This is a genomic window from Vibrio sp. L85, assembly GCF_963871815.1.
GTDB lineage: Bacteria > Pseudomonadota > Gammaproteobacteria > Enterobacterales > Vibrionaceae > Vibrio > Vibrio harveyi.
In genome coordinates this window covers 58,781-83,090 of record NZ_CAWMYL010000267.1, presented here as the reverse complement: position 1 = coordinate 83,090, position 24,310 = coordinate 58,781, and the positions used below count along the sequence as shown (strand labels likewise).

At 42.9% G+C, this 24,310-nt stretch carries 25 protein-coding genes; 15 read left to right on the top strand and 10 right to left on the bottom strand.

Annotation, left to right across the window (positions count from 1 at the left end; translation table 11 throughout):
- The 15 genes from AACR11_RS29675 (at position 1) to AACR11_RS29605 (ending at position 15,262) form a co-directional block, all read left to right on the top strand.
- Positions 1-372, top strand: a complete 372-nt coding sequence (locus AACR11_RS29675) for a hypothetical protein (RefSeq protein ID WP_050569153.1) — start codon at positions 1-3, stop codon at positions 370-372.
- A complete protein-coding gene (locus AACR11_RS29670) occupies positions 335-2,665 on the top strand; it encodes a VirB4 family type IV secretion/conjugal transfer ATPase (protein ID WP_079325431.1) in 2,331 nt (776 codons plus the stop codon). The genes AACR11_RS29675 and AACR11_RS29670 overlap by 38 nt, the downstream gene beginning before the upstream one ends.
- Before the next feature lie 2 nt (positions 2,666-2,667).
- Positions 2,668-3,330 (top strand): type IV secretion system protein, encoded by a 663-nt coding sequence (locus AACR11_RS29665; RefSeq protein ID WP_047515460.1) that lies wholly within the window; start codon positions 2,668-2,670, stop codon positions 3,328-3,330.
- Positions 3,331-3,343: 13 nt separating this feature from the next.
- A complete protein-coding gene (locus AACR11_RS29660; protein WP_047515459.1) occupies positions 3,344-3,571 on the top strand; it encodes an EexN family lipoprotein in 228 nt (75 codons plus the stop codon).
- An 8-nt stretch (positions 3,572-3,579) separates the two neighbouring features.
- Complete coding sequence (locus tag AACR11_RS29655) at positions 3,580-4,527, top strand: type IV secretion system protein (RefSeq protein ID WP_079325429.1); 948 nt, start codon at positions 3,580-3,582, stop codon at positions 4,525-4,527.
- A gap of 75 nt (positions 4,528-4,602) precedes the next feature.
- Positions 4,603-4,755, top strand: a complete 153-nt coding sequence (locus AACR11_RS29650) for a hypothetical protein (protein WP_170926996.1) — start codon at positions 4,603-4,605, stop codon at positions 4,753-4,755.
- Positions 4,752-5,507 carry a virB8 family protein gene (locus AACR11_RS29645; RefSeq protein WP_047515455.1) on the top strand — a complete coding sequence of 252 codons (756 nt, stop codon included), beginning with the start codon at positions 4,752-4,754 and terminating at the stop codon, positions 5,505-5,507. The genes AACR11_RS29650 and AACR11_RS29645 overlap by 4 nt, the downstream gene beginning before the upstream one ends.
- Complete coding sequence (locus AACR11_RS29640) at positions 5,504-6,274, top strand: TrbG/VirB9 family P-type conjugative transfer protein (protein ID WP_079325427.1); 771 nt, start codon at positions 5,504-5,506, stop codon at positions 6,272-6,274. The genes AACR11_RS29645 and AACR11_RS29640 overlap by 4 nt, the downstream gene beginning before the upstream one ends.
- Positions 6,264-7,457 (top strand): TrbI/VirB10 family protein, encoded by a 1,194-nt coding sequence (locus tag AACR11_RS29635; RefSeq protein WP_079325425.1) that lies wholly within the window; start codon positions 6,264-6,266, stop codon positions 7,455-7,457. Before AACR11_RS29640 ends, AACR11_RS29635 begins: the two co-directional genes overlap by 11 nt.
- 193 nt (positions 7,458-7,650) lie before the next feature.
- Positions 7,651-7,827 carry a hypothetical protein gene (locus AACR11_RS29630; protein WP_189338783.1) on the top strand — a complete coding sequence of 59 codons (177 nt, stop codon included), beginning with the start codon at positions 7,651-7,653 and terminating at the stop codon, positions 7,825-7,827.
- Positions 7,811-8,827, top strand: a complete 1,017-nt coding sequence (gene virB11 / locus AACR11_RS29625; protein WP_079325417.1) for a P-type DNA transfer ATPase VirB11 — start codon at positions 7,811-7,813, stop codon at positions 8,825-8,827. The genes AACR11_RS29630 and virB11 overlap by 17 nt, the downstream gene beginning before the upstream one ends.
- A 42-nt stretch (positions 8,828-8,869) precedes the next feature.
- On the top strand, positions 8,870-10,609 hold the full coding sequence (locus AACR11_RS29620; protein ID WP_079325415.1) for a type IV secretory system conjugative DNA transfer family protein: 1,740 nt from the start codon (positions 8,870-8,872) through the stop codon (positions 10,607-10,609).
- A gap of 10 nt (positions 10,610-10,619) precedes the next feature.
- Positions 10,620-11,156, top strand: a complete 537-nt coding sequence (locus AACR11_RS29615; RefSeq protein WP_079325413.1) for a conjugal transfer protein TraL — start codon at positions 10,620-10,622, stop codon at positions 11,154-11,156.
- Positions 11,157-12,082: 926 nt separating this feature from the next.
- Positions 12,083-13,768, top strand: a complete 1,686-nt coding sequence (locus AACR11_RS29610; RefSeq protein WP_223295795.1) for a hypothetical protein — start codon at positions 12,083-12,085, stop codon at positions 13,766-13,768.
- Positions 13,769-14,740: 972 nt separating this feature from the next.
- The gene (locus tag AACR11_RS29605) at positions 14,741-15,262 is read left to right on the top strand and encodes a DUF3379 family protein (RefSeq protein WP_047515446.1); all 522 of its coding nucleotides are present in this window, start codon (positions 14,741-14,743) and stop codon (positions 15,260-15,262) included.
- Positions 15,263-15,539: 277 nt separating this feature from the next.
- On the opposite strand, the gene AACR11_RS29600 is transcribed toward AACR11_RS29605, so the two are convergent.
- The 10 genes from AACR11_RS29600 to AACR11_RS29555 form a co-directional block, all read right to left on the bottom strand.
- Positions 15,540-16,304, bottom strand: a complete 765-nt coding sequence (locus AACR11_RS29600) for an enoyl-CoA hydratase-related protein (protein WP_047515443.1) — start codon at positions 16,302-16,304, stop codon at positions 15,540-15,542.
- A 25-nt stretch (positions 16,305-16,329) separates the two neighbouring features.
- Positions 16,330-17,670: a membrane protein gene (locus AACR11_RS29595; protein WP_029790199.1), complete on the bottom strand. Its 1,341-nt coding sequence runs from the start codon at positions 17,668-17,670 to the stop codon at positions 16,330-16,332.
- Positions 17,670-19,298, bottom strand: a complete 1,629-nt coding sequence (locus AACR11_RS29590) for an AMP-binding protein (protein ID WP_029790198.1) — start codon at positions 19,296-19,298, stop codon at positions 17,670-17,672. Before AACR11_RS29590 ends, AACR11_RS29595 begins: the two co-directional genes overlap by 1 nt.
- A gap of 395 nt (positions 19,299-19,693) precedes the next feature.
- Positions 19,694-20,050 (bottom strand): PTS glucitol/sorbitol transporter subunit IIA, encoded by a 357-nt coding sequence (locus tag AACR11_RS29585; protein ID WP_017188834.1) that lies wholly within the window; start codon positions 20,048-20,050, stop codon positions 19,694-19,696.
- Positions 20,051-20,056: 6 nt separating this feature from the next.
- On the bottom strand, positions 20,057-21,028 hold the full coding sequence (srlE, locus tag AACR11_RS29580) for a PTS glucitol/sorbitol transporter subunit IIB (protein ID WP_079325411.1): 972 nt from the start codon (positions 21,026-21,028) through the stop codon (positions 20,057-20,059).
- On the bottom strand, positions 21,025-21,591 hold the full coding sequence (gene srlA / locus AACR11_RS29575) for a PTS glucitol/sorbitol transporter subunit IIC (RefSeq protein ID WP_017188832.1): 567 nt from the start codon (positions 21,589-21,591) through the stop codon (positions 21,025-21,027). The genes srlE and srlA overlap by 4 nt, the downstream gene beginning before the upstream one ends.
- Positions 21,592-21,796: 205 nt before the next feature.
- Positions 21,797-22,573 carry a glucitol operon DNA-binding transcriptional repressor SrlR gene (gene srlR / locus AACR11_RS29570; RefSeq protein ID WP_017188831.1) on the bottom strand — a complete coding sequence of 259 codons (777 nt, stop codon included), beginning with the start codon at positions 22,571-22,573 and terminating at the stop codon, positions 21,797-21,799.
- Positions 22,574-22,653: 80 nt separating this feature from the next.
- Positions 22,654-23,013, bottom strand: a complete 360-nt coding sequence (locus tag AACR11_RS29565; RefSeq protein ID WP_223295794.1) for a transcriptional regulator GutM — start codon at positions 23,011-23,013, stop codon at positions 22,654-22,656.
- Positions 23,014-23,107: 94 nt separating this feature from the next.
- Positions 23,108-23,887, bottom strand: a complete 780-nt coding sequence (srlD, locus tag AACR11_RS29560; RefSeq protein ID WP_017188829.1) for a sorbitol-6-phosphate dehydrogenase — start codon at positions 23,885-23,887, stop codon at positions 23,108-23,110.
- 50 nt (positions 23,888-23,937) lie between these two features.
- A complete protein-coding gene (locus AACR11_RS29555) occupies positions 23,938-24,300 on the bottom strand; it encodes a PTS glucitol/sorbitol transporter subunit IIA (protein WP_017188828.1) in 363 nt (120 codons plus the stop codon).
- Between the last annotated feature and the right edge of the window lie 10 nt (positions 24,301-24,310).

Below are 24,310 nucleotides of genomic sequence, written 5' to 3'. Positions count from 1 at the left end.
ATGTATGACGAAGAACGAGATCAATACGCCAGTTATAACTCACTGGCTCGCAAACCACTCATGCTAGGGATACCTATCATCCCTCTCATTACAGGGATGTTGTTGATGCTGCTGACTGGTTGGCTTGGGCTGAGTTTCTTCGGAGTAAAAGGGCTGATTTTTCCAGCCTTTATTGCTTTAGGACTACTGTATATCCGCGTTCGCAGCGAGGAAGACAGCCGAGCCATCGATGAAATGAAATGGGAGGTAAAAGGCTTTTTAACTCGCCTTCGCTGCCAGTCCAACACCATTTCATTCACTTCTATCGATAATCACCCATTCAGGAGAAAGCAACATGTCAGCGAATGGTTTAAAAACAATACCCCTGACTGACCTCCCTGCTTATGGTTACCCAATCAATCGAACCATGCTTTCTTTGGATGACTCCAAAATCATGGCAACCATAAGCCTTAACGGGATACCTTTCGAGTCAGAATCTTACAACACGCTCAAACCTTCCTTTGAGCTCGTGAAAAACATCCTTAGCACCCTCGCTAAAAAGTACGGTAGTCAACTTGCTATTTGGACACACATCATCAAACGCAAAGAACGTTTTGAAGCCAACTACAGCTTCAAGAGCGACTTCATGCAGCGCTTTTCTGATCGTTATTTGCAAGACTTTTCCGGTGAGGATTTTTTCAGTGTCCGTTACTACATCACCTTTGTGCTCAACTACAAAGGCACACTCACCGAAGGAGAAGATGAGCTTGGTGATATTCTCAAGACGGTTTCAGCCGCATTAAGGCGTTTTGATAGTGAAGTACTTGAAGTTGGTGATGATCACCGCTGTGAACACGTTGAATTTCTTTCTTACCTACTCAACTACAACGACCAACCTAAGCCACTTACGTCAGAAAAAGTGCGCAATTATATCGGTCATAGTGATTGGCACTTCGGTCACGACTTGCTCGAAGTTCGCAATGCGAACAACGAGACCACCAAGTTCGCCACCTTCTTCGAGCTTGACGCCCTGCCAATCGCAACAGAAATGGGGATGTGGGATTTTGTCTTAAGTCAACCAACTGAATTTATTCTGACTCAGTCCATGATCTTCATGCAGTCCCTCAAAGCTCAAAAGATAATAGACAGGCAAGTCAACTTCATTGAGTCCAGTGACAACGCGGAACATGAATTAGAAGAGCTGCAAGCGGCGCGAGACTATGTTGCTTCTGGCGCGGTCAGTTTTGGAGACTATCACGCATCTCTGGTCGTTATTAGTGACTCACCAGATAAAGTGATAATAGATAGTGCTGACTTAAATGGTCAGTTCCTAGCTAAAGGCACGGTATTAAAGCGTTCGAACCTCAAGTCTCAGTTCTCGTTTTTAAGCGCCCTTCCCGCGTCAAAGATGCGCATCAAACCCTCTCCACGAACTATTACTAACCTTGTCTCGACGTGGTCACTGCATAACTACTCAACAGGCAAAGCAATAGGCAATCCGGTTGGTGATGGCAGCGCTATCATTCCTTTAAAAACGCTGTCTAACTCCCTGTTCCACTTTAACTGTCATGCCTCGACAATAGGCAAAAACAATACGGGAGAAAAGAGCACAGGACACACCATGCTCCTCGGAGCTTCGGGCTCTGGTAAAACCACGCTAGAGGCCACACTTACTGGCTTTTTCACTCGCTTTGATCAGCAAATCTTTTGTATAGACTATAAACGCTCTACCGAGCTGTTTATTCGAGCGTTTGGTGGTGAATACTTTTCGATTAAGGAAGGCGAAGATACAGGCATCAACCCTTTCCAATTGGAGCAGTCACCAAAACTCGTTAGCTTCTTAAACCATCTTGTTTGCCGCTTGGCGCAAGACTCACAAGGGCACATCAGCGCTCATGATGAGCAGGAAATCAAAGACGCGATAGACAGCGTGATGACCTTTAACGCGCCAATGCGCGGCCTCAGTATGATGCTGCAATCCATTCAAAATCCGGATTTGCGCATGAGGCTCAGCAAATGGTGTCGCAGTGAAAACGGTAAGCTCGCTTGGTGTTTAGACTCACCTCATAACCAGTTCAACCCAAAAACAATGGATCGCATTGGCTTTGATTCAACTCTGCTACTAGAGAAGGATTCAAGCGGCCATGTTCATCCTGCTAGTGAGCCCATTCTTGCCTGTTTGTTCTTCTTAAAAGAGCTAATACAAGAGTCCGGCAAGTTACTGCAAACCATTGTGGAAGAGTTCTGGATGCCAGCGAACTTTCCTCTCACCCAAGCGGTGATGAAGCGAACGTTAAAGACTGGACGTTTAATGAATGAATTTATGGTGCTGTCATCACAGTCACCAGAAGATGCGATTCATTGTGAAATCTTCCCTGCGATCGTCCAACAAACAGCAACCAAAGTGTACTTGCCTAACCCTGATGCAGAGTATGACGCTTACAAGCAATGCAACCTGACCAAAGGTGAGTTCGATAAGCTCAAGGCGCTCGATAAACAAAGCCGAACCATGCTCATTAAGCAATCGAACACCAGTTGTTTTGCAAAGCTGGATTTAGGTGGCTTTGATGAGTTCCTACCGATTATCTCAGGCTCTACTGATGATATTGTGCTGTGTGAAACCATTCGCGCAGAGGTAGGCCATGATCCTGATTTGTGGATACCTGAACTACTGAAAAGGAGATAACCATGCTTAAACGAACCACGCTTGCCCTATGCATTGCATTAGCATTGAACGCCTCAACACAAGCATCAGGTATCCCCGTTGTTGACGTTGCGGGTATTACTCAAATGGTGATTGATAGTGCGCAGCGAGCTCAAGAGTTTACGCAGTCGATAAGCGAAGCTCGCAACCGCCTTAATCAACTCAAAAGCCAAGCGGAGCATTATAAATCGATGGTCGAAGGTCACTATGGATTCGAAGAAATACTCAGTGACCCGAACTTAAACGATGTGATCGACCTCAGTGCATACAGTGATTTGTATGAAGCAGTTGATGATATATCCGACTTACGTTCTGAATTTGACCTTTATTCCGACGACCCCGTGATACAGAGGCGCTATGATATGCAACTGAAACAACTTCGTTTTCAGGAAATGCTTTATGAGCGCAGCAATGAACGTAACGAACGAATGAGTCGTCTACTCAATCAGTTTGGCACCGCAACAACACCAGCAGCCAAAGAAGACTTAGCGAACAGCATCAACTTTGAAACTATGCGGATGCAAAACGAGCAACGCATGATGGATTCAATGTCAGATATGCTAGAACGCCGGAAACAACTTGAAAACGAGCAACAACTTAACAAGCAGTACAATGCCTTTACGAATGGTGATGGCATTAAATTTTAATAAGGAGTTACTAATGAAAAAGCTAATATCCCTTCTTTTCGTGTCTGCAACTCTTGCTGGTTGTGGGAATGAAACAAAAACTACCGAATATTACTCGCAGCACTTAGAAGAAGCTAAAACAGTTCATAGTGAGTGTGAGAAAAGCTCGGCTACACCAAACGAGAACTGCAAAAACGCTCGAAAAGCTCTGCTTGAAAATAGTTTTGACCAATTTACGAATGGGGATGGTATTTCCTATTAGGAGGCTCTATGTTTGACCTGCTTTTCGACTTCGTTCATCAAATAACACAGCAAAATATCGCCAGCTTCGTTGGTGTATTTGCAGCCACTATCACGCCCCTAATTGGGGCGTGCGTTGTTTTATATGCTATCTACCTTGCATTTCAGGCGCTCTATGATGCTGAAAACATGTTGATAATGGAGTCGTTAAAATTCATGGCTTCATTAGCATTCTGTACTACTGTAGCGCTTAACACCTCGCGGTACTTAAACAGCATAGTTCCTATGGTGTACTACTCGGGAGATGATATTTCTAGCTCACTACTTGGGAGTACAGGAAGCGGGAGTTTGCAGACTATGTTTGAGACCATGTTGAAGCAATTCAGTGCAGTATGGGAGCAAGCAAATTTTGGATTAACCGACTCGTGGTCTCGCTCTATACTTTTTATCTTCTCAGCTTGCTTAATCTTACTAGGGTATATGCCCTTTTTACTTGTAGCTACGGCATACCTATTAATTGCCAAGGTCATGGTCAGCTTCTTACTTATACTTGGCCCACTATTTATCATGTTCGCTTTCTTTCCCTCAACACGAGACATGTTCAAGACATGGAGTGGTCAATGCTTGAATTATGTACTTTTAACCATTGTTTACCCCTTAGCGTTCAGCATTTTCACCCAAACTATCGAATACATAGTATTTAATGGTGAAGACAAAATGACCCTAAGTAGTATCTTCGTAATGTTTATCTTATTTGGTTGCTGCATCTTAATCTCTGTCCAAATACCTGTGTTCTGTTCATCCCTATCGGGTGGCGTTGGTATTAACGGCTTAGTTAGCAATATGGGGATGGGAATGCGAAGCTTAAGCAACGCAGCTAAAGGTGGCGCAGGGGCTGCAACCCAAGCTGGAAAAAGCACATACAGTGGCGCCAAGTCATTAGGCGATAAGTTCAAAAACCGAATTAGACCAGGCTAACACCTTCCTCACACTCTCATCCTAGACACCGCACCGCTTTACGCGGTTTTTTTGTATCTAAAAAAGGACATTTTTATGAAGACGTTCACCCTGCTATTGGTGGCGTGTTTGACTGTGGGTTGCTCTAGCACTCCACCGCCGCCACCGGAGCCAAAAGGCAATATCACTCCGGTTAACCCCTCCAAAGTTAACCTTGCTGATTTGTACACCCAAGGAGACATGCAATGAGCACAACCATCGATTCTGCCTTGGAACACAATCATGCCAAGGCCGATAAAAAACCAACCGCCAACCATCAAAAACAAGCTGATGCGTACCTCGAAGAGATTAAGCAGTTCGAGCAAGACCGCGTTGAAATCGCCAAAAAAAACGCGAAGACCGCATGGAAAGTCACAACGGGCTCTAGCTTTCTCGCGTTGGTTCTCGGCATTGCGATTGTTGTAATGATGCCACTAAAAACCGTGGACTATCGGTTGCTCTACATCGACCCACAAACAGGTATGACTCAAATCATTCAACCACTCGCTGACGCAAGAGAAATCACGTACGGCGAAGCGTTAGATAAGCATTGGTTGAATCGTTACGTCATTACTCGTGGCTCTTACCAATGGCAAACCGTTCAAGATGCCTTTGACTACATCAAACTCACCAGTCGTCACGATGTATTTAGCGCTTACAACATGCAGCTACGAGCTAAGAACTCCCCTGTCGAAGTGTTCAAAGACTATAAGAAAATCCACTTAGAAGACGTTTCCATTTCGTTCTTGCCAACCCGTCAAGACCAAATGCTCGCGCAAGTGTCCTTCACCAAAGTGGTACTCAATAGCGATGACACGCCTGACACCTCTTACCTACCGACCAAATGGAGCGCCACCGTTACCTTTGATTACCTCAAGGAAATCAAAACGGAATCAGAGCGCCAACTTAACCCACTTGGTTTCCGAGTCACCAGTTATCAAGAAAACAGGGTGATCCAATGATGAAACAACTGATTGTCTCTTTGGCGTGTTTGATGGCGTTCTCCACCCACGCCTTAACCCTACCAAAGCATCAAGGCAAAGACCGCCGCATCGTGTATGCAGAGTACGACCCTAGCGATGTGATTGCGATACGCACCAAAGTGGGCGTCGCCACCCTCATTCAGCTCGACAAGAATGAAACCATTGTTGGCGAGCACTCTGGTTTAGGGATGGGTGATGCCGCCGCATGGGGGTTTAACGTGCGCGGTAACAACGTGTTCTTTAAACCTCAAGCCAAACAGCCCAATACCAACTTAACCATCGTAAGCGATTTAGGGCGCACTTACTCATTTGAACTGTTCACCAATAAACAGCCGTTCTACGTGGTAAAAATGCGTTACCCAACACCGAAGAAAGCCAGCCCTACCCCTCTCAAAGCCCCTTGTACCGATGGGAAATACAACTTCCGTTACGTGAAGTGGGGCGATGAGGAATTATCCCCTGCTTACGCGTGGGATAATGGTCGCTTCACCTGCATGAAGTTTTCTAAAAACGCCGAACTGCCTGTGATTTACCAAATCAACACCGACGGCAAAGAGTCTTTAGTGAACTACCACATTGAGCAAGACACTATCGTGATCCATTCGGTTGCCAATGAATACCGCTTGCGCCTTGGTGAGCGTGTTTTAGGGGTGCTTTCTCACTTTGTCGAGTTCGCTGGTCACAACCAAAAAGCGACCTCGATTAAAGCCACTCGCGTCATTAAGGAGGACGAACATGAGCGATGACAACACCATCCCAAGCGCTTATGAAAGTGCCAACCTCGACCGTGGCGAGCTCACAGTGAGCTGTCGTAAAAAGAAAAACAAAGCGGTCATTGTGATCGCTTTGGTGATACTCGCTTTGGTCGTCGTAGTAGTGGGGATTCTGTTCGCGATTAATCAATTTCGTGAAGCGGAAGTGGAAACAAAGCCCCTACAGCCAGAGTCTACTGCCGAGGTGGTTGGCGTTGAAAAAAGCACGGTCGGCAACGACAGTGCATGGTTTGAGAAAGCCAAACGTGACCATGAAAAAGACAAAGTTCAGCAAGAACGCGCCGCTCAATGGAGGCGAGAACAAGAGCTCAAGCAAGCCAAAGCGCAAGCAACGCAGCAGCAACCAGTCATCGTGCCTAAAGCGGGCGTTCCAGAGCCAAATGTCGCAAAGCAATCTTCCACCACATCAAAGCGAGACAAGAATGCGCCACCGACTTCGCAAGAGCGTCGCTTAATGGGTGGTCTTATGGTCAACGTTGAAAGCGGCAGCTCTGCCAGTGGTCAAAGCACGCCTGAACCTGCCTCTTACGACAACAGCTATGAAGCACCGACCTTCGCAATGGGTCACGCCTCCAAGCGCAAGCAAGGAGGATTAGACTTTTTGCTCAAACATGGCTCAATCATTCCTTGTGCACTCTACAGTCAGGTCATTTCTGACTATCAGGGCATTGTGATGTGTCGCGTCACTCAAGATGTCTACAGCGCCAATGGTAAGGCATTATTGGTTGAGCGCGGTTCGCTGCTCACGGGGTCGCAAAATGTCCAGTTAGAAGCAGGGAAAAACCGCGTATTCACAACGTGGGCAGATATCGAGACGCCGAACGGGATAGCCATTCGCATCAATTCACTGGGTGCAGGTCGCCTCGGCGCAAGCGGTAACGAGGCTTGGGTCGATAATCACTTTAAAGAGCGCTTTGGCGGCGCAATATTACTGTCCTTCCTTGATGATGCTTTTGGCGCTCTCGCGGAAAAAGCCGCTTCATCTAATGGTGATATTACCTTTGATAGCTCAACTGAGAATGCCAGCAACATAGCAGAGAAGGCACTTGAGAGTAGCATCAACATTTCACCAACGGGTTACACCCAAATCGGTCAACGCATCAACATCATTGTTGCTCGCGACATTGATATGTCGAGTGTGTACACCTTCGAGTAACCGCTAAATTCGGTTGGTCCGCGGGATTACATAAATGATCTATATGTAAAATTTTAGACCCGATGGACCAACCACCTTCCTACTTAACTTACCTCAATACCAGGCTCGCTTTTGGCTGCAATAACGGGCGTAGCGCTTGTTGAGACAAAAGGAGTAACACGCTACGCGTGGATAAAGACTTTGGAGATTGTCCATGGAAACCCTAGCTGAATTTGATATCGCGCTCGCGCAGCGCCTCAACATCATCACCCCTAACTTTCTTGCTCATGCCTCACCGAAATTCGTCAATTATTGGCTTGAGGTGCAAAAAGAAATCGAGCAGCGAAGCACGCTCTATAACGCAGAGGATAGTCATGAACACCATCGATAAGGCCGCAACGGTCAATCAATTACTCAACATGACCGGGCTGCGCCACTACTTAGACTTAGAAGGACTCACCGAGATTGCCATCAATCGGCCTAACGAGGTGTGGTTTGATCGTGGTAACGGTTGGGAGCGCGACGCGCTGCCAAACTTATCATTAAACATGTGCAGCAATCTTGCAAAAGCGTTAGCCACGTTCGCGGGGCTGACCATTCCTCTCGGTGAAGCCAATCCTGTCGCCTCAGTCATTTTTCCTGATGGTGAGCGCGGCCAAATTGCTATTCCCCCTGCCACTGAAAACGGCATTGTCAGCATGACCATCCGCAAGCCTTCTCTCACTCGATTTGCGCTGTCGAGCTACCAAGAAAGCGGTCGATTCTCTGGCTTTAGAGAAATGGATGTGAACCGTGTTGAATTAACACCGATTCAAGAGCAGCTTCTTACGCTCAGACAAAATGGCGACATGGCGCAATTTTTTAGCATGGCAGTAAAGAGCAAGCTCAACATCTTACTCGTCGGTGGCACTGGTTCAGGTAAAACCACTGTGATGAAAGCAATGGTGGATGAATACCCCACCGATATGCGCCTCTTCACCATTGAAGATGTGCATGAGCTCGACTTACCTAACCATCCCAATCACCTTCATCTGTTTTACAAACAAGGCGGCTTAACCCCGAAACAAATCATCGAGTCGTGTATGCGAATGAAACCCGACCATGTGTTGCTGGCCGAGCTGCGCGGGGATGAGGCATGGACGTACCTTGAAATGCTCAACACCGGACACGAAGGCTCAATCACCACCATTCACGCCAACGACTGTTATTCCACACCCGCACGACTGGCGGGATTAGTGAAACAATCCGAAGTCGGCCAAACACTCGATTATCACCACATCATGCGAACCATTCGAACCAGCATCGATGTGATTGCCTTTTTCAAACACACTCACCTCGTCGAACTCTTTTACGACCCCGTCGAGAAGAATCGACTGTTAAGCGAGGGCTAAATCATGGCGCTATCGAAAAAGAAAAAAGGAATATTGTTCGCCATGTTCCTTTTTTTTACCCTATTGTGTTTAATTGGTGGCCTGTATGGTGGCGGCGCTGCCTATTACAAGCTCACCAATATCTCGTTAGAGCACCTGACGTATCACAGCCTCTTTGACCAGTGGCAAACTTACAGCCACAACCCTGACATCAAGAAGTTCTTGGTGATTGGTGTGGCCGTGAGTATCGCCATCACTTTGTTTCCAACGCTGATGACTATCGTGATAGCCATTGCCAGCCAAGAAAAAGAAGAAATCCACGGCAGTGCGAAGTTCGCGACCGACATGGACTTGGCGAACTCAGGTCTTTTTCCTAACCCAAAAGCCAAGAACAGGAAGCCAAGCATCTTGTTAGGCAAGATGCCAACAGGCCGCTTTAAAGGCCGTTTCATCGAGCTAGAGAGCTCGCAGTTTGTTGAAGTCCCTGCCCCAACGCGGAGCGGTAAAGGGGTCGGCATCGTTATCCCTAACTGCGTGACCTATCCCGATTCGTTGGTTTGTGTCGATATTAAGTTCGAGAACTTGGTCAAAAGCGGCGGGTTTCGTCAGCAATGCGGCCAAGACGTTTTCTTGTTTGCGCCAGATGGGTATGCCATTGATGAGCAATCGCGAGAGCGCGAAGAGCTACGCACCCACCAATGGAATCCTTACGACTACGTTCGCAGAAGTCCCGTATTTCGAGTAAGCGATGTGCTCAATATTGCTAGCAGCTTATACCCAATTTCTGGGGATAAGAGCGATATTTGGAACGAATTGGCGGGTAAGCTATTTAAGGGACTCAGTTGTTGGATGCTCGATACCGAGTCCATCACAGGCATCACGCCCTCTTTGCCCTACGTGCTGAAACTTGGCGGCATCGAGGGAGGCTTAAGAGCGTGGATGCGCCGAGAAATCAAAAACGACTACGTCTCAGACGATGCTCGCTTTGAGTTCAATAACTGCTTGTCGATGGCTGAAGATACGTATTCGAGCGTTGAAAGTAACTTGCTTAGTCCGTTAGCAATATTCAGTGACCGAGTCACCGCAGCAGCCGTCAGCGGCTCCGATTTTGATTTTCGTCAGCTGCGCAAAAAACGCATGACCATCTACGTCGGTTGCCAACCCGCCAACCTCAAAAATTTCGGTAAGCTGTTCAACTTATTCTTCGAGCAACTTATTTCAGAAAACACCCGCACCCTACCTGAACACGACGACACCCTGAAATATCAGTGTTTGGGTTTGCTCGATGAGTTCACGGCCCTTGGTCGAGTCAAGCAAATCGAAAAAGCAATCAGCTACACCGCAGGCTACAACCTGCGATTTTTGACCATTTACCAAGACGAAGGTCAACTCGAAGAAGTGTACGGCCGAGAAAACGCGAAAAACATTCGCAAAAACCACGGCGTCAAGGTGGTGTATCCACCAAAAGAAGTGGACGACAACGTTCGCCGCCTCTCTGACACCTTGGGTACTAAAACGGTGAAAAAGCGCAAAATCAGCCGCAGTACGGGCAAAGGCTCAAGCCGAACAACCAGTGAAGATGAGCTGAAACGCCCGTTGATGATGCCGCATGAAATCGTTGAGCTTGGCTTTGAGAAGCATCCTATTGCGAAAGAGCTCGGTATCAAAACCCTGATTTTGAAAGAGAACCAACGCCCCTTCATTGCAGAGAAAATCATTTATTTTGAAGAGCCTGTGTTCGCAGAGCGAGTGAAATACTCCGAAGCAAATATCCCTGAAATCCCACGCCTTAAACTCCATTGAGGAACATCCCATGAAACACAAACTGTTTATGGTCGCTATCACAGCGGCGTTTTTATTGCCTGTTCAACCTGTGTTCGCTGCAAGCGACGATGAGTGCGCTATTTGGCTTTGTCTTCCAACTGGCTTTCCAAGTGGTTGCAGCGGCGCTAAGAAAGCGTTCGTAAAGCGTATTAAAAAGTTCAAGCCTCCCCTTCCAAGCTTTACGTCCTGTTTGTTTTCAGGTGACGTTCCTATTGGCACTCCGTCTAATGATTCCAAAATGTTTGCTCGCGATGGTCGTGCAGCCTACATCCCACCACGCGTTGAATGCGTGAAGTGGGAAACCGGCAAAGACTGGAGCCGATGCAATAAAACAGAAGTTCGACCGAGCCAAATCATTAAAGACCAGAGCTGCCATATTAACCACAAAGAGGGGACTTCAAGCCCAAAATACTGCTCGCATACCATCAGTTACGTTGAGACGTTCCAAGATGGCGAGCAGTACGGGGAAACCTATTACTTCGGCAACGCAGGGAACACCTACGTCGAAGGCTCAAGCGAACACTAGGAGGCATTATGATGGTTTATATCGCGGAGAAAACTTCCCTCACCAAAGCCAACTTCAAACCGTGCTTAGCTTCATCAAAAAGCCGACACGATTGTTCATGCTGGCGACCCTGACGACGAAGGACAATTGTTGGTTGATGAAATACTTCACTATGCGTAAAACACCAATCTCCTTAAGAGTGAGTAGATGGTCTTTACCATATGCTAGGCAAGCACTATCAAAGATCCGGCAGAACCGTTCCAGTTCGCTTGGCACAGAATAATCAATACAAACCCATACACTCGAATGATAGTTTTATGGTTCACTTTATAATACGCTGGATTATAAGGATCGTAATGGAGAAACTAACATAGCTGTGACTGTATTAGATACTGACTTGAAAAAGAGCGTGTTTGCACTACATCGCGTTGACCACAAAGGTAATATACGAGAGAGAACAAGCAGAATTTTGTCTGAAAATTGCCGTTCATTGTCTATTTTTTCAATGTAAATAAGATAAAGACACCCCTTAAATTAATACTCTTTCTAGTGTATCGAAAGCCTACTCTTTCGGTATAAATCACCAAGCACAGGCTAATTCGCAACATTTAAAATCATTACCCCTTCTGAAACTTATAAAGTATACTGAAAAACGCAAGGTTGAGCATGTAGTTAGTATTACAATTAGGCAGTTGAGGGGACAAAGAAGAGCCATAGCCACTACCCTCACGCTAATTATGTCTTTAAGAAGTAGAGATATGAAATTCAAATCACCATTTTTAGTTTTGCTTGTTTTAGTCGGTTGCGGAGGAAACGACGATAATAATATCACTCCATCACAACCCAACCCTCCTTCTCCGAACTAAGGTATATCGATTACCGATATTAGGCTTAAATCTGAGCTTTATTCATCTCACCGAGAAAATGAGTATACAAGTCAAGATAGTTTGTTAGCACTAGCCTCAACAGATGGTGTGCTTGATGGGAGTCAAATATTTACTTGCTCGTGGAAAATTGACAAGAAGAAAGCATCCGACAGTTGTAACTATACACTTTCAAAAGGAGAACATATTTTACCAATAGAGGTTTCTATCAATCTCCAATATCATGACCAACCTTCTTCAACATTTACCAAGACTTTCCAGAAAGCTTTTCCTATTGATCAGGTTTCAAATGACTACAGTAAAGTAACCTTGTATAACGATGGGACTATTCTCGAATGGGATCACATCTTAGATGGTTCAATGGCATACCAAGCTGTCGGACGATTTCAAAAGCTACCTGCTGTTGAAAATTCTGGATTTAAAAAAATCTTTGCAACTCAATTCGCATTTGGTGGAGTCAAGAGCAATGAAAACTTTTATGTATGGGGACCTGTAAATCACAACAATGACCACCTCTCCTTTATTAACTCCGAAGGAATTAAAGATATAAGGGTTTTAGATCAATACTTCGCTGTATTGACAGAAGCGGGAAATGTCTTTTTAGTTGGTAAAGATGATAAGATTGAGAAACTACTGGTCAGCAGTGTAAACGCCATTTTTAGCAGCAATGAGAGTTTAGCGACTGAATCTGATCAGGGAGAAACATGTATCTTCAACATAAAAAACGGCAGTAAATCATGCTCAACCCTACTTGGTAGAGTTATTGAGTTTTCCGAATTGAAAAACTCCTACCTTGGCAATTATGCAATCTTAACTGACCAAAACAATCTCTATCGCTGGGGTTCTCTTTCTAACTCACAAGGGGAGCATGTCAGTGACGGTGTTCAATCTCTAATAAATAATGATCATGCCTTTGCTTATATAACGCAAGACAACAGTGTTGGTGTATGGGGAAATAGTGCACACGGAGGTACCTTCTCTTATGACTATTATACCTTCGAGCAACAATATGTTGCCACGGCTAAAACTTGTCGATTAGAAGAAGGTTATTACGACGTTGACCCTGTTTGCGGCTGGCGAAAAAAACAAGTCACGATTCCAGCACATTACGAACCTGTAAAAAAATCGGTTAGTTATAACTTAGAAGCCCCTTTAACCAACGTTAAGTCTATTGAGGCCGCATCTAATTCATTTGCAGCAACTACATTTGAAGGCGAAGTGGTAACTTGGGGTAGTATCTTTACAGGCGGCAACATTTACTCTGAGCCAGTAAAACATGATCACAAGTTAACCAACGTCGTAAACGTAGCTTCAAATGGTTATGGTTATTCTGCTGTTCTTTCCGATGGCGCTGTCATTTCATGGCAAGGGATTTGGGATTTGGATGCTAAAGTCGAGTTTGGTGAATACACTAAGTTTTATTACTACGACAACAATCGCCCAAGCTATGTAGGTTTTTCAGATATAGGGGGAGTCGATATATCCGGCAAAGCAGGAAAACTCTTTTCTAATGAAGGAGCATACCTTTTTGTAAAAGATTACCAATCTACCGAACAACCATATGTGATGGTAAAGACATGGGGTTTTAAAGAAGCCGGAGGTAGTTATAGAAACCAAAAAATTTCAGCAAGAATAGAACGGGTCGTCCCAGTTAACGCTGGTTTTACCCTATATACCGACAATGGTGATATTTATATTCTTGAAGAAGAACTACCATTAAGATTAGTTGCTCCAGCACGCCCATATTGATTTTTTGAACCTTAAGTGAAATCAAGCCCCCTAATATAGAAATAAGCATAAAAATGGGTATTCCTTCCACTAGGGTGTAGTGGATCCTTAGCAAATACAAGGGAGCTGTAAAGGCGTACCCGATTAGATTCTGTTTTTGAATAAGAAACGAAATTTTCACAAAACGGTTCATTACGGGGATAAGCTAAAACTAAAAACTAAAAACTAAAGCGGTAGCAAGTGCTAGAGTTTTATCACCATATAAAACTCTCACTAACTACCGTTTTCACGCGAAATCATACTTTCCTATCTTAATTCTCCGAAACCTTTCATGTAACTAAGTCGAACCAGGCAGCACCAATTAAAACCTACTCCTGTCGTTGAATATCCCAGAAGTTCTAAAGTCAAAAAATCCAAGCGATTGATTTTAAAGGTTTGCTTTGTTTCAAGTTTATTGGGTTGGTAAAACTATAGCTAGCAAATGCTCATAAAGTATTTTTCTTTAACACAAGGTTTAACCTTAACTAATGAGTTTGTACGGATACAAAAGTTAACTACATGCAAAATAATAACCCATTTTGTATGTAATATTTCTCATTTAGTCATTGTCCAATAAAGTCAATATCTTCAGTTTTTCTTGGTTTATGAGTGCTCATCATAAGCTTTAAAGAATCATACCCTGAAAACTTATGCGTTTTTATCTCGTTTTAACTTGTAGAAGTTGTTCACAATTAAAAGAAAGCAAGGTTGCTAAAAACCTAATCGTTTATTAACATCCTCCAACTGAATCGTTTCAGCAAGGATAACGGAGGCATTATAAGATAAAACTCAACCTAACACACATATGAGACTTTCATTGGTATAATCCCTAGAAGAACAAAGCGTAGTACTTGTAAATTACAGTAATAGCGAATTTAGACGTGCACGTTAACAATTGAAAGTCATATTCAATCAAACCCTTCTTTGCGCCTAAAAATTAACATTTAAATAAAGATGAAAACATTAAAGGAACATTTCGCACAAAAAAATACGATAATAGTACTATCAGTGGCTTTTTTAACCGGTTTATTTATTAGTCAAATAGAATGGAAAAATGTTCTCGTTCGTAGTGCTAACGCAAGCCTCGCGGACATTGCCATGAAACGAGTCACAAGAGATCACGATTTTGTAAAAAATATAAAAGAAAATGTATCACTCGACGAAATAAACGCCAAGTTAAGTCCTTTTAATTACGAATTTTCAAAAAATATTCCTTACGACGTGCGCTATTTGAACCATTGTGGGTTTGGCGGTGAAGATGCGTTATATCTAATACTGCAAGGTCAAAAGGGAAATATTAGCGTTTTCTTAACTAATGTAACTAGCACAGATCCATCCTATAGCAATAAGGTGAATTACAGTACTCTTACTATGCCAGTTGGAAAGTCGAGTATAATTTTGGTTGGTGGATTAGAAGAGGATCTAAAAACCGTAGCCAATGCGCTAACCACTATAGTTGAGCCGATTAAACAATAAGATCGAGCCTTTACTATTGTGTTTATATTGAAAGAAGTAGTGGCCAACCGATGATTTTCAGAGCTTCGATTCCACTGTTTAGACAAGCAACATCGTAGCCAGAATGATATACATTTGAGCCCCCTAAAAAACCTTTTGAGAGTACTAGTTATCTGCCCTCTTAGCATCCATCATCGCGGTCTATCTATTACTCCTTTTTACTTTTTAGATAGACCGCACTATACATCTCCTTGTCTACCTTTGCTCATAATCTCAAAGGTGAAGTTCTATAATTAATTTAGCATCCTTGAAACTTCGGGGCGCGTTTTTGTAAAAACGCATTCATTCCCTCTTTCTGATCTAAGGTTGCAAATAGCGAATGAAATGCTCGTCGCTCAAACAACACTCCTTCACTTAATGGCAGATTATCGGCACGGTCTATTGCTTCTTTAGCCAATATAACAGAAGGTTTGCTATAACCAGCGATTTGCTTAGCAGCTGTAATTGTTTCCTCTAACAGGTTATTAGATTGTATTACTCGAGCTACAAGACCCGACCTTTCCGCTTCATATGCATCCATCGACCGCCCCGTCAAAATTAAGTCCATTGCTTTTGATCTTCCAATGAGGCGAGGAAGTCGTTGTGTTCCTCCAATGCCGGGGATAACACCCAATTTAATTTCTGGTTGACCAAATAATGCTGATTCTGCAGCAAAAATAAGATCGCACATCATCGCCAGTTCACAGCCACCACCAAGCGCATAACCTGAAACAGCGGCTATCTTTGGTGTTCTGATTGCACAAAACATATCCCAACCTGAAAAGTAATCTATGCTCAACATATCAACGTAGCTTTTATCTGACATTTCCGCGATATCAGCTCCTGCTGCAAACGCTCGTTCAGTCCCTGTTATCACAAAGCATCCGACCTCCGGATCTTGGTCATACTTAGTCAGTACTTGTATAAGCTCAGACATAACCACAGTATTTAGTGCGTTCAGTTTATCTGGGCGATTGATAGTAACGAGTATGACACGGTCTATCTTTTCAATTTTAATCGTCATTACTTAGCCTCCTAGAAGTAATCATTTAAGAATCCCAAATTGCGCCATAAGCGGGAATTCCTCGACTTTCTAAGCCGAATACCACTTCTTTAGTAAGTTTCTGATTCGATATGCAGATAACCGCTTCAGCATCAAATTTTTTATATGCTGCATAGGCTAGTTTCACCATATCCGGCTTTCCTTTTTCAGTTGTATCCCAGATATCTGCATCAGGCTGAACAGAAAGAATTTCATCAACAAGTTCATCGCCGTACGTTTTTCGGGGCGATCGAGTTGACCAAACCAAATGCATTGGTACTTGTTTAGCTAATAGATGAGGTAAACATGGGCCGATACCACTACCTGTTGCGATATATACTACGCGCTTAAAAAGAACTTCTATATTAGCAACCCCGGCAGTGGGTATGCCTTTCACCCACAGATGGTTGGGCTTCGTTTTGATTAGCTCTCCAGTCCAGTCTCCCGCGCGAGATACAGTTAATCGATAACCAGACTGGCCAGGGCTCGGAACATTAGCAAAATGATGCCACTCCATTAAAGGATTAGTACTAATCGCGGTCGATGAACCAGCAAAAGGGGTTACACCATAGTCAAATTTTAACAACGCGACATGATCTGACGGAGTTTCAATATTAACCGGCACACGGCGAAGTCGGAACCAAGGTAAAGCAACGCTCAATGTCACAATGACTAAAGACCAGAATGAGAAAGAAGACAACATTAATGCGCTTGCAGTCAATTCTGGTTGAAGGTCTGCGCCTAACAAGAAGGTTTGAACCCAAAATAACGTAAGTAAACTCCATCCTCCAAAACGGTGTGTTTTTTCAAACGCATTATGATATTTCTTGCGAATGTTAGGTAATGCCATAAATACGAGCAGTATCAATAGCGCGAGAATCACGTAACTGACACCGATAGTAAGACTTGAGATAGACGTTAAATCATACTGGTAACTATAAGCCACACTTCCAGCGAAAATTGTAAACCATGCAGTGGCAGCAATCGCACTGCCGCTATGAAGCCCGCCATGGTGATAGATCTTCCCTAAGTGCCAACGAATGCTCAAAGGCCAAGAAGTTGGTGCTCTTGTCGCGAGCCAAAATAAAAAGTTTATGACATATTGTTGCCGAACTAAAACAGCAACGGTTAAGTTCAATACAACCATATTTGCGATGGTTAATAACGCTATTGACTGAGCCGAGAACCAAGCAGCGTTCACGACCCCATACCATAGTGTTGCTAGATTCATAACGAGCACTAAAAACATGAGTCGGTAATAATGCTCCATTGCAGGATAAGACCAAACACGACGAAACCAAGATGTTTGCTTTGGCAATACAATGTTATTTTGTTCAAGTGAATTCATTATATGCCTTCCATAAGAGGTGTTTGTGACTGGACGTACAGAGCCAATAACTGGCGTTTGTCAATTTTTCCTCTTGAAGTTTTAGGCAATGACTCAAGAGGGACAATAACTCTAGGAATGCAATAATAAGGAAGGTGTTTTTTAACAGTCTCTTTTGCTTGTTCCGGGTCAATATTTCTAGGAGTCACGAAGGCAATAAGAGTTTTGCAATCAACCTTTAACGTTACCGCTTGATGACAAGATGGTGTCTTTTCCAATACTCGAGAAACGGAATCCAACTCGACTCTGAAGCCAAGGATTTTGACTTGATCGTCTGTCCGCCCTAAATGCAACAACTCACCCTGTTCAGTCCATCTACCCAAATCTCTAGTGCGGAACATTTTGTAATCACCGCCAAGAAATGGGTCTTGACGATAGCGGTCGTTGTTGAGCTCTTCATTTCCAATATAACCAGCAGTGACGCATAAGCCACCAGCCCACATTTCACCGACCTCACCTATAGCACAAGGCTTTAGATCGTCATTCAATATATACACAGTGTTATTGGGTGTCGGCTTTCCTATTGTTAGTTCATCGCAATTCACTGAATAGTGCTGAGCAGTGTTAATAATTGTAGTTTCAGTCGGTCCGCAGGAATTATAAAAACGGCAGAAGGAAGCCCAAGTATCAGCTAATGGTTTAGGACAAGGCTCACCCGCTACCGCAGCAACTTGGATGGATTGACAGCTTTCAGGGTTTAAACTAGCTAGTATTGAGGGTGTTGCTATAACTGCATCTGCTTGACTAACCGTCTCTTGGATATTTTTACCGCGTATTAATAAGGTTGCACCATGACAAAGTGTGACAAAGATTTCCCATGCACACATGTCAAAAGCAATACTTAATATCTGCCCTACTTTCATCCCTGGGGTTATCCCAAGGTTACCTGGCGATGTCATCACAATATTTGCGACATTTTTGTGCGTAACTTGTACACCGTTTGGTGTGCCAGTAGTACCTGATGTAAACAAGATAAAACATCTTGAGTCGGAACTTACTATTGGCAGCTCTAAGTTTTCAGCTACGTGTAATGTTTGGAGTAATTCATCTAAGTAGAATAACTTTTGACTTTCACATTCTGAAAGAAGATCGGAAAAATCAGATAGTGTTAAAACAACTTTGATTTTTGCTGTATTTATCACATGCTTTAATACTCTCGCAGGCGCAACTCCCGCATGTTGAGGTACATAACAAGCACCAAGTTTAAGTATCGCAAGTATCCCTATAATCATAGGAATAGATCTCGTAAGAAATAAACCTACTGCATCTCCTTTTTCTACGCCATGTACACGTAAAAAAGCGGCTAAAGCGTTGGCTTTTTCATTTAGTTTTTGATAGGTAATAGTCTTATTGTCATGAACAACTGCAATATCATCAGGTTGTATTTTAGCTATCGCCTCAATTGCAGTATGTAAACACGAATATTTGGGAATTGCAGAGGGACCTTGCCCGTATTCCTCAAATAAAGCTTGATCGTCCGCAGACAACTCTGAAAACGCCTCATAAAGAAATGTGAATCGTTGTGTCGATCCAACTAATGAAGATCCAACAAAACTGTTGAGCTCTGGCTGTAACGTTGGGGCTTTCACTGACTTCTCCTTGTTATTAGTTTTCCCTCAAATTAACAGCAGAAACTCACAAAAACTTCACAGATAAAATCTTTATTTATCATAAAGTTCTCACACTTTATTTTCCCCAATGATAAGTTATGTTGACAGGAAAAATAACATCATTCTTTTAATATCAAATTTCAAGAACATTCAGAGCGATCGGAAACTTTCTTATGAGAGAAATTCAAAGAATATATTGGAAGGCAAAGGAGACTGACGAAGAAAAGACATCAGACAATGTCTAAAAATCGAGAAAATACACCATCGTTTTTGCAATCGTAAGCGGCGTCATTACAGTGTTATGGTGATTAAAGTAAACTAAAAGCCATCTGTAATAGTTTACGAAGCTCTATCGTTCAATTGAATTACTTTTATCAACCAAAAATTAAACTGTCTCCTTCGTTTAGCGTCACGAGCTTAGGTCCTAATAAATGGATTGTTCCAGGGAGCTCTGGTTCTCGTCGCCCATCAAACTTTAACGTAACATGACCTAGTTTCGCTAAGTTGAGGTTCGCAGCATCCCCTACTGCAGTGATAACGTATGCGAAATCACCAATTAACAATGTCGTATTATGATTTATCTCTCCTACGAGAAATGACTCCGAATGAATAAAACAATAATTTTGGACTTCTAGTGGAGCTTTGCGACCAAATAAAATAACCATATCATCTTCAAGAGAATCTTTGGCGTATTCTCCTACCGAAACAACTTTAGTTTGATATTGAAACATAACCCCTCATTGATAGATAAAAAGTGATACGGCCCATGCAACTAAAACAGTGGGCGCACCAGTTAAAAACCGAGAGTACAATACTGCGGGCACACCTACTTGAACGGTTTCAGTCTTTGCTTCTGCTAAACCTAAACCTACAGGAATAAAGTCACAGGCTGCTTGGGCATTGATTGCAAACAATGCTGGTAGTGCAAGATGTGGAGGAATGGTTCCCATTCCAATTTGCGTACCGACTAACACCCCTATAACTTGTGCAATGACGGCCCCTGGACCAAGAAAGGGAGATAACAAAGGAAACGAACAAATTAGCGCAATGGTTAGCAGTCCAATGGGATTGCTTGCTAAAGGTGCTAAAGCATTAGCTATCAAGTCCCCTAATCCGGAAGCTATGATGATACCAATAAGCATCGATACAAACGCCATAAAAGGCAAAATTGTCTTTAAAACCGTGTCGATAGTTTCTCGACCTGCTTGGTTTAATGTTGCCATTACAGATCCCATACCCATACCGATCCGAGCTAAAAGTCCTTCAGTTTGTTGCGATAGTTTTTTACTCGTATCGAAATTTTCTTCACTGATATAATGATCGCAATTGGTTTTATCTTCAGTTTCAAAGGGTTGCATGGAGAAACTACCGCTACATACGTTTGAAACATAAATGTCTTCTCGAATGTATTGTGCTAAGGGACCACTTTTTCCTGTCGCATGAATATTCAAAGTAGGTATTCCCTTCTTTGGATATAGACCACAACGTAACGTACCACCACAATCAATAATAACAAATGCAATATCTTCATCGGGGACGAACATTTCAAAACCATCGACAGCTTTCATCCCTGTAAGAGCTACAACTTCATCAATAAATTTGGGGCGAATACCAGCAGTTATAAAAACTATTTTTTTATTTGGATTAACCGGTATTGACAGCGGTCCCCCCCAACCACCCGGTCCAGGTGTTACTTTTAACACTTTCATACCTTCTCCTCATCAGTATGAAAATCAACTTTATCGCTTAAGGCTACTCCTTGTTGCTTTGCTACAAAGCTCGTCGTTAAATCGGTAATCCATCCTCTAAAGAAATTTGTTACTAAGCCAACTAACAAATATGAAATTGCCAAAGGACCTAGCGGTAAATTTTGCTGAACAACCCCAGCAGCAACACCGAGATAGATAAAAAGCTCTCCAGGATTAACATGCGGGAACATACCATTCATTGTATGGCAACTATAAGAGGCAGAAGCATAATACGACGGTTTATACTTTTCAGGTAAAAATCGCCCTAAACTCAAAACCATTGGGTTGCAAAAGACAAAAGTACCTATAGTTGGTAGAAGCAAATATCGTGATAAAGGATTTGAAGCACTTTTTTGCGCTAGGCGTTCGATCCGGTGTTGACCAATGAATCGTGTTAGCGCATTCATTGCAACGAGCAAACATACGAGTAGAGGCAGTACATCAGAGACCATTCTGCTGAATACCTCCCCTCCTGCCTCAAACAAACCAATGAACCAGTTGGCTCCTTCGACGATCCAATCCATATCATCATTTCTCAAAGACAAAGCAATTATTGTTACAGTGTTTCGTTTATTGACACTTTGAAAAAGAGGAAAAATAAAAAAGCGTGAATTTAATCACCAGAGACTTTCATTTTAAAAGCTAAAAATTGAAATAGGCAACATAATGAAAACTACATACAAAAAAAGGAAGCATAATAACTTCCCTTCGTTCAAATGATGTTCGCTATCATCCCGCAGCAATTATGACTTCAATACCTTTACTTTCAAGAAACTGAATATCTTCCTTTCCGATCTGAGCGTCCGTGACTAGTATATCGATCTTGTTTAAAGGAACGACAACATTCGGGCTACGTCGTCCAAACTTGGATGAATCTGTTACCACAATTATTTGGTGTGCAGCTTGACACATAGCTTGACTGACCTGATACGCCTCATTGTAAGTAGTAGTTCCTTGAGCCAAATCAAATCCATCAGCTCCGATAAAGAGTTTATCGAATGAAAATTGTTTAAATGCCTGTTCTGCCAAAGTTCCATGGAAAGACGCAGATTTGCGCCGGTAAGTCCCTCCTGGTACCAATACGGTATGCTCTTTTTCAAGATTTGCTACTGCATTAACAATATGGATACTATTGGTCATTAATGTTAATGCCATTACACGTTCAAAGTGTTCAACCATCTGTAGTGTGGTACTACCACAATCAAGTATAATTGAGTCTCCGTCATTAACTAATTGCGCAGCTTCTCGAGCAATGAGGCACTTACGTTCGAGGTTTACTGTTTGTTTTTCGTCCATAGAACGATCTTCGGCATTATTTGCACTAAGCAGACAAGCTTCTGCTGCACCATAACGACGTACGACCAATCCCTCATGTTCTAAGGAGCGTAAATCGCTTCGTATAGTTGCGCCAGATGTTTCGAAAGTATCAGCTAGGCTGTTCACGGATGTCTTACCATTGGTACGCAGGAATTCTAACAACTGCGCTCTTCTGTTATCTAGATTCATAGCATCGACTTAATAATTAAATACTTATAGTCTATAACACTTACCTTTCAATTTAAAAGACAATGAAAAACAATCTTTCATTATTGCTTGGAAATTGCGACGTTTAACGCTTCCTGAACATTGAGTTCAAGTTTTGTCAGAAGTGCCGGTGAAATAGGAATCTTTTTACCAACCAATAGTGATAATACTTTAGGACGTGCAAATACAGACATTCCTTTCATAACTCTAGCGTCAACGACATGATTTGAATCGTCTTGAGCTAACACAACAACTGTACGAGGCTTCCAACGCCTCTGAGTCCTTCCAATTTTAACTCGCCCTTTTTTCGCCATACTTTGAAGCATACGGTTAAAAGCACGAATCTGTAGGAACCCAAGGGTAATCTGCAAAACCCAAGCAATAACCGCCAAATAGATTAACATCCCAGTAAGATCCATCATTCACCTCCTCTCAGAAAAAAAGGGCAAGCATAAGCTTGCCCAATATTGTTCGCCCTCTTAGTTGGAGCATTGAGCATTATCCATGGGGGATGGATTAGAACATCACTTGACCACCGGTAATATTGACCGACTGTCCAGTGCAATACGAAGCTTCATCACTTGCATAAAACTTCAACACATTCAATACATCTTGATATTCACAACCCAATTTCAAAGGTACTTTATCGATGTACAGCTGTTCAACTTCAGACTCAGGAACTCCAAGTTTTTTAGCATACTGCGGCAATAGCGACTGAAACATTGGACTTTTTATTAAGTTACCTAGCATTAAAGAATGCACTGTTACGTTATGTTCTGCTAAATCCAACGCTAAAGACTGAGTTAGACCAACCCCACCAAATTTGGATGCTGAATAACCGCTATTGTGTTTCGAACCAACTTTACCCGATTTCGAGTTAATCTGTATAATCCTGCCTCCTCGTTTTTCACGGATCATTATTTTCGACGCCTCTCTGGCGCAGAGAAAATACCCAGTAAGGTTTACATCAATAGACATTTGCCATGCATCTAGAGGAAAACTGTCAATTTTCGCGGCTTGCGCCACACCTGCGCTATAAACAAGTAGATCAACTCGCCCGAAATGATCATCCACACTCTTAATCATATTTAAAACGCTATGCTCTTTGGTCGCATCGACTTCAACTCCAAATGCGCTCTCAGATCCATATTCTTGATTGATTTTTTTCGCCACTAACTTGGCGTTATCGCCATTCAAATCTGCGACAGCGATATGGTATCCCTCATCAGCAAGACCTAGACAGATAAACTCACCCAAGGTCTGACCACCACCAACAACCAAAGCTACTTTACTCATTTTCAACACCTTACTTACAAAATATTCATCTATACTCAAAGCACTAATATTTAATTTAAAAAGACAATTTCTTCACCGCAGATCACCCTCTGAGGTCGTCGACCTTTTACATGCAAACATCCTGGATATTGCGCTTCATTTGATGCATCGAACTTAATAGTAATATGTCCCAATTGAGCCAAGTTTTGGTTCACGACATCACCTACAGCGGTTATTAGATATTGCTGCTGCCCGAGTTTGAATAAACCACCTTGCGTTATCAGACCTTTCAACTCATCGTGATCATGGATAAAGCAATAATCCGCAGCATCGCTTGGAGCGACTTCGCTAAAAATGATCATCATGTCATCTTCTAGGGCGCAATTAGCAAACTCCCCAACTCTTTTAATTTGTACTTTATAAAGAGGTAGCATTCATATGCTC

Excerpts from the sequence above, each read along its gene's own strand:
- AACR11_RS29675 (WP_050569153.1), top strand. The coding sequence starts at position 1 with ATGTATGACGAAGAACGAGATCAATACGCCAGTTATAACTCACTGGCT.
- AACR11_RS29670 (WP_079325431.1), top strand. The coding sequence starts at position 335 with ATGTCAGCGAATGGTTTAAAAACAATACCCCTGACTGACCTCCCTGCT.
- AACR11_RS29665 (WP_047515460.1), top strand. The coding sequence starts at position 2,668 with ATGCTTAAACGAACCACGCTTGCCCTATGCATTGCATTAGCATTGAAC.
- AACR11_RS29660 (WP_047515459.1), top strand. The coding sequence starts at position 3,344 with ATGAAAAAGCTAATATCCCTTCTTTTCGTGTCTGCAACTCTTGCTGGT.
- AACR11_RS29655 (WP_079325429.1), top strand. The coding sequence starts at position 3,580 with ATGTTTGACCTGCTTTTCGACTTCGTTCATCAAATAACACAGCAAAAT.
- AACR11_RS29650 (WP_170926996.1), top strand. The coding sequence starts at position 4,603 with ATGAAGACGTTCACCCTGCTATTGGTGGCGTGTTTGACTGTGGGTTGC.
- AACR11_RS29645 (WP_047515455.1), top strand. The coding sequence starts at position 4,752 with ATGAGCACAACCATCGATTCTGCCTTGGAACACAATCATGCCAAGGCC.
- AACR11_RS29640 (WP_079325427.1), top strand. The coding sequence starts at position 5,504 with ATGATGAAACAACTGATTGTCTCTTTGGCGTGTTTGATGGCGTTCTCC.
- AACR11_RS29635 (WP_079325425.1), top strand. The coding sequence starts at position 6,264 with ATGAGCGATGACAACACCATCCCAAGCGCTTATGAAAGTGCCAACCTC.
- AACR11_RS29630 (WP_189338783.1), top strand. The coding sequence starts at position 7,651 with ATGGAAACCCTAGCTGAATTTGATATCGCGCTCGCGCAGCGCCTCAAC.
- virB11 (WP_079325417.1), top strand. The coding sequence starts at position 7,811 with ATGAACACCATCGATAAGGCCGCAACGGTCAATCAATTACTCAACATG.
- AACR11_RS29620 (WP_079325415.1), top strand. The coding sequence starts at position 8,870 with ATGTTCCTTTTTTTTACCCTATTGTGTTTAATTGGTGGCCTGTATGGT.
- AACR11_RS29615 (WP_079325413.1), top strand. The coding sequence starts at position 10,620 with ATGAAACACAAACTGTTTATGGTCGCTATCACAGCGGCGTTTTTATTG.
- AACR11_RS29605 (WP_047515446.1), top strand. The coding sequence starts at position 14,741 with ATGAAAACATTAAAGGAACATTTCGCACAAAAAAATACGATAATAGTA.
- AACR11_RS29600 (WP_047515443.1), bottom strand. The coding sequence starts at position 16,304 with ATGACGATTAAAATTGAAAAGATAGACCGTGTCATACTCGTTACTATC.
- AACR11_RS29595 (WP_029790199.1), bottom strand. The coding sequence starts at position 17,670 with ATGAATTCACTTGAACAAAATAACATTGTATTGCCAAAGCAAACATCT.
- AACR11_RS29585 (WP_017188834.1), bottom strand. The coding sequence starts at position 20,050 with ATGTTTCAATATCAAACTAAAGTTGTTTCGGTAGGAGAATACGCCAAA.
- srlE (WP_079325411.1), bottom strand. The coding sequence starts at position 21,028 with ATGAAAGTGTTAAAAGTAACACCTGGACCGGGTGGTTGGGGGGGACCG.
- srlA (WP_017188832.1), bottom strand. The coding sequence starts at position 21,591 with ATGGATTGGATCGTCGAAGGAGCCAACTGGTTCATTGGTTTGTTTGAG.
- srlR (WP_017188831.1), bottom strand. The coding sequence starts at position 22,573 with ATGAATCTAGATAACAGAAGAGCGCAGTTGTTAGAATTCCTGCGTACC.
- AACR11_RS29565 (WP_223295794.1), bottom strand. The coding sequence starts at position 23,013 with ATGATGGATCTTACTGGGATGTTAATCTATTTGGCGGTTATTGCTTGG.
- srlD (WP_017188829.1), bottom strand. The coding sequence starts at position 23,887 with ATGAGTAAAGTAGCTTTGGTTGTTGGTGGTGGTCAGACCTTGGGTGAG.
- AACR11_RS29555 (WP_017188828.1), bottom strand. The coding sequence starts at position 24,300 with ATGCTACCTCTTTATAAAGTACAAATTAAAAGAGTTGGGGAGTTTGCT.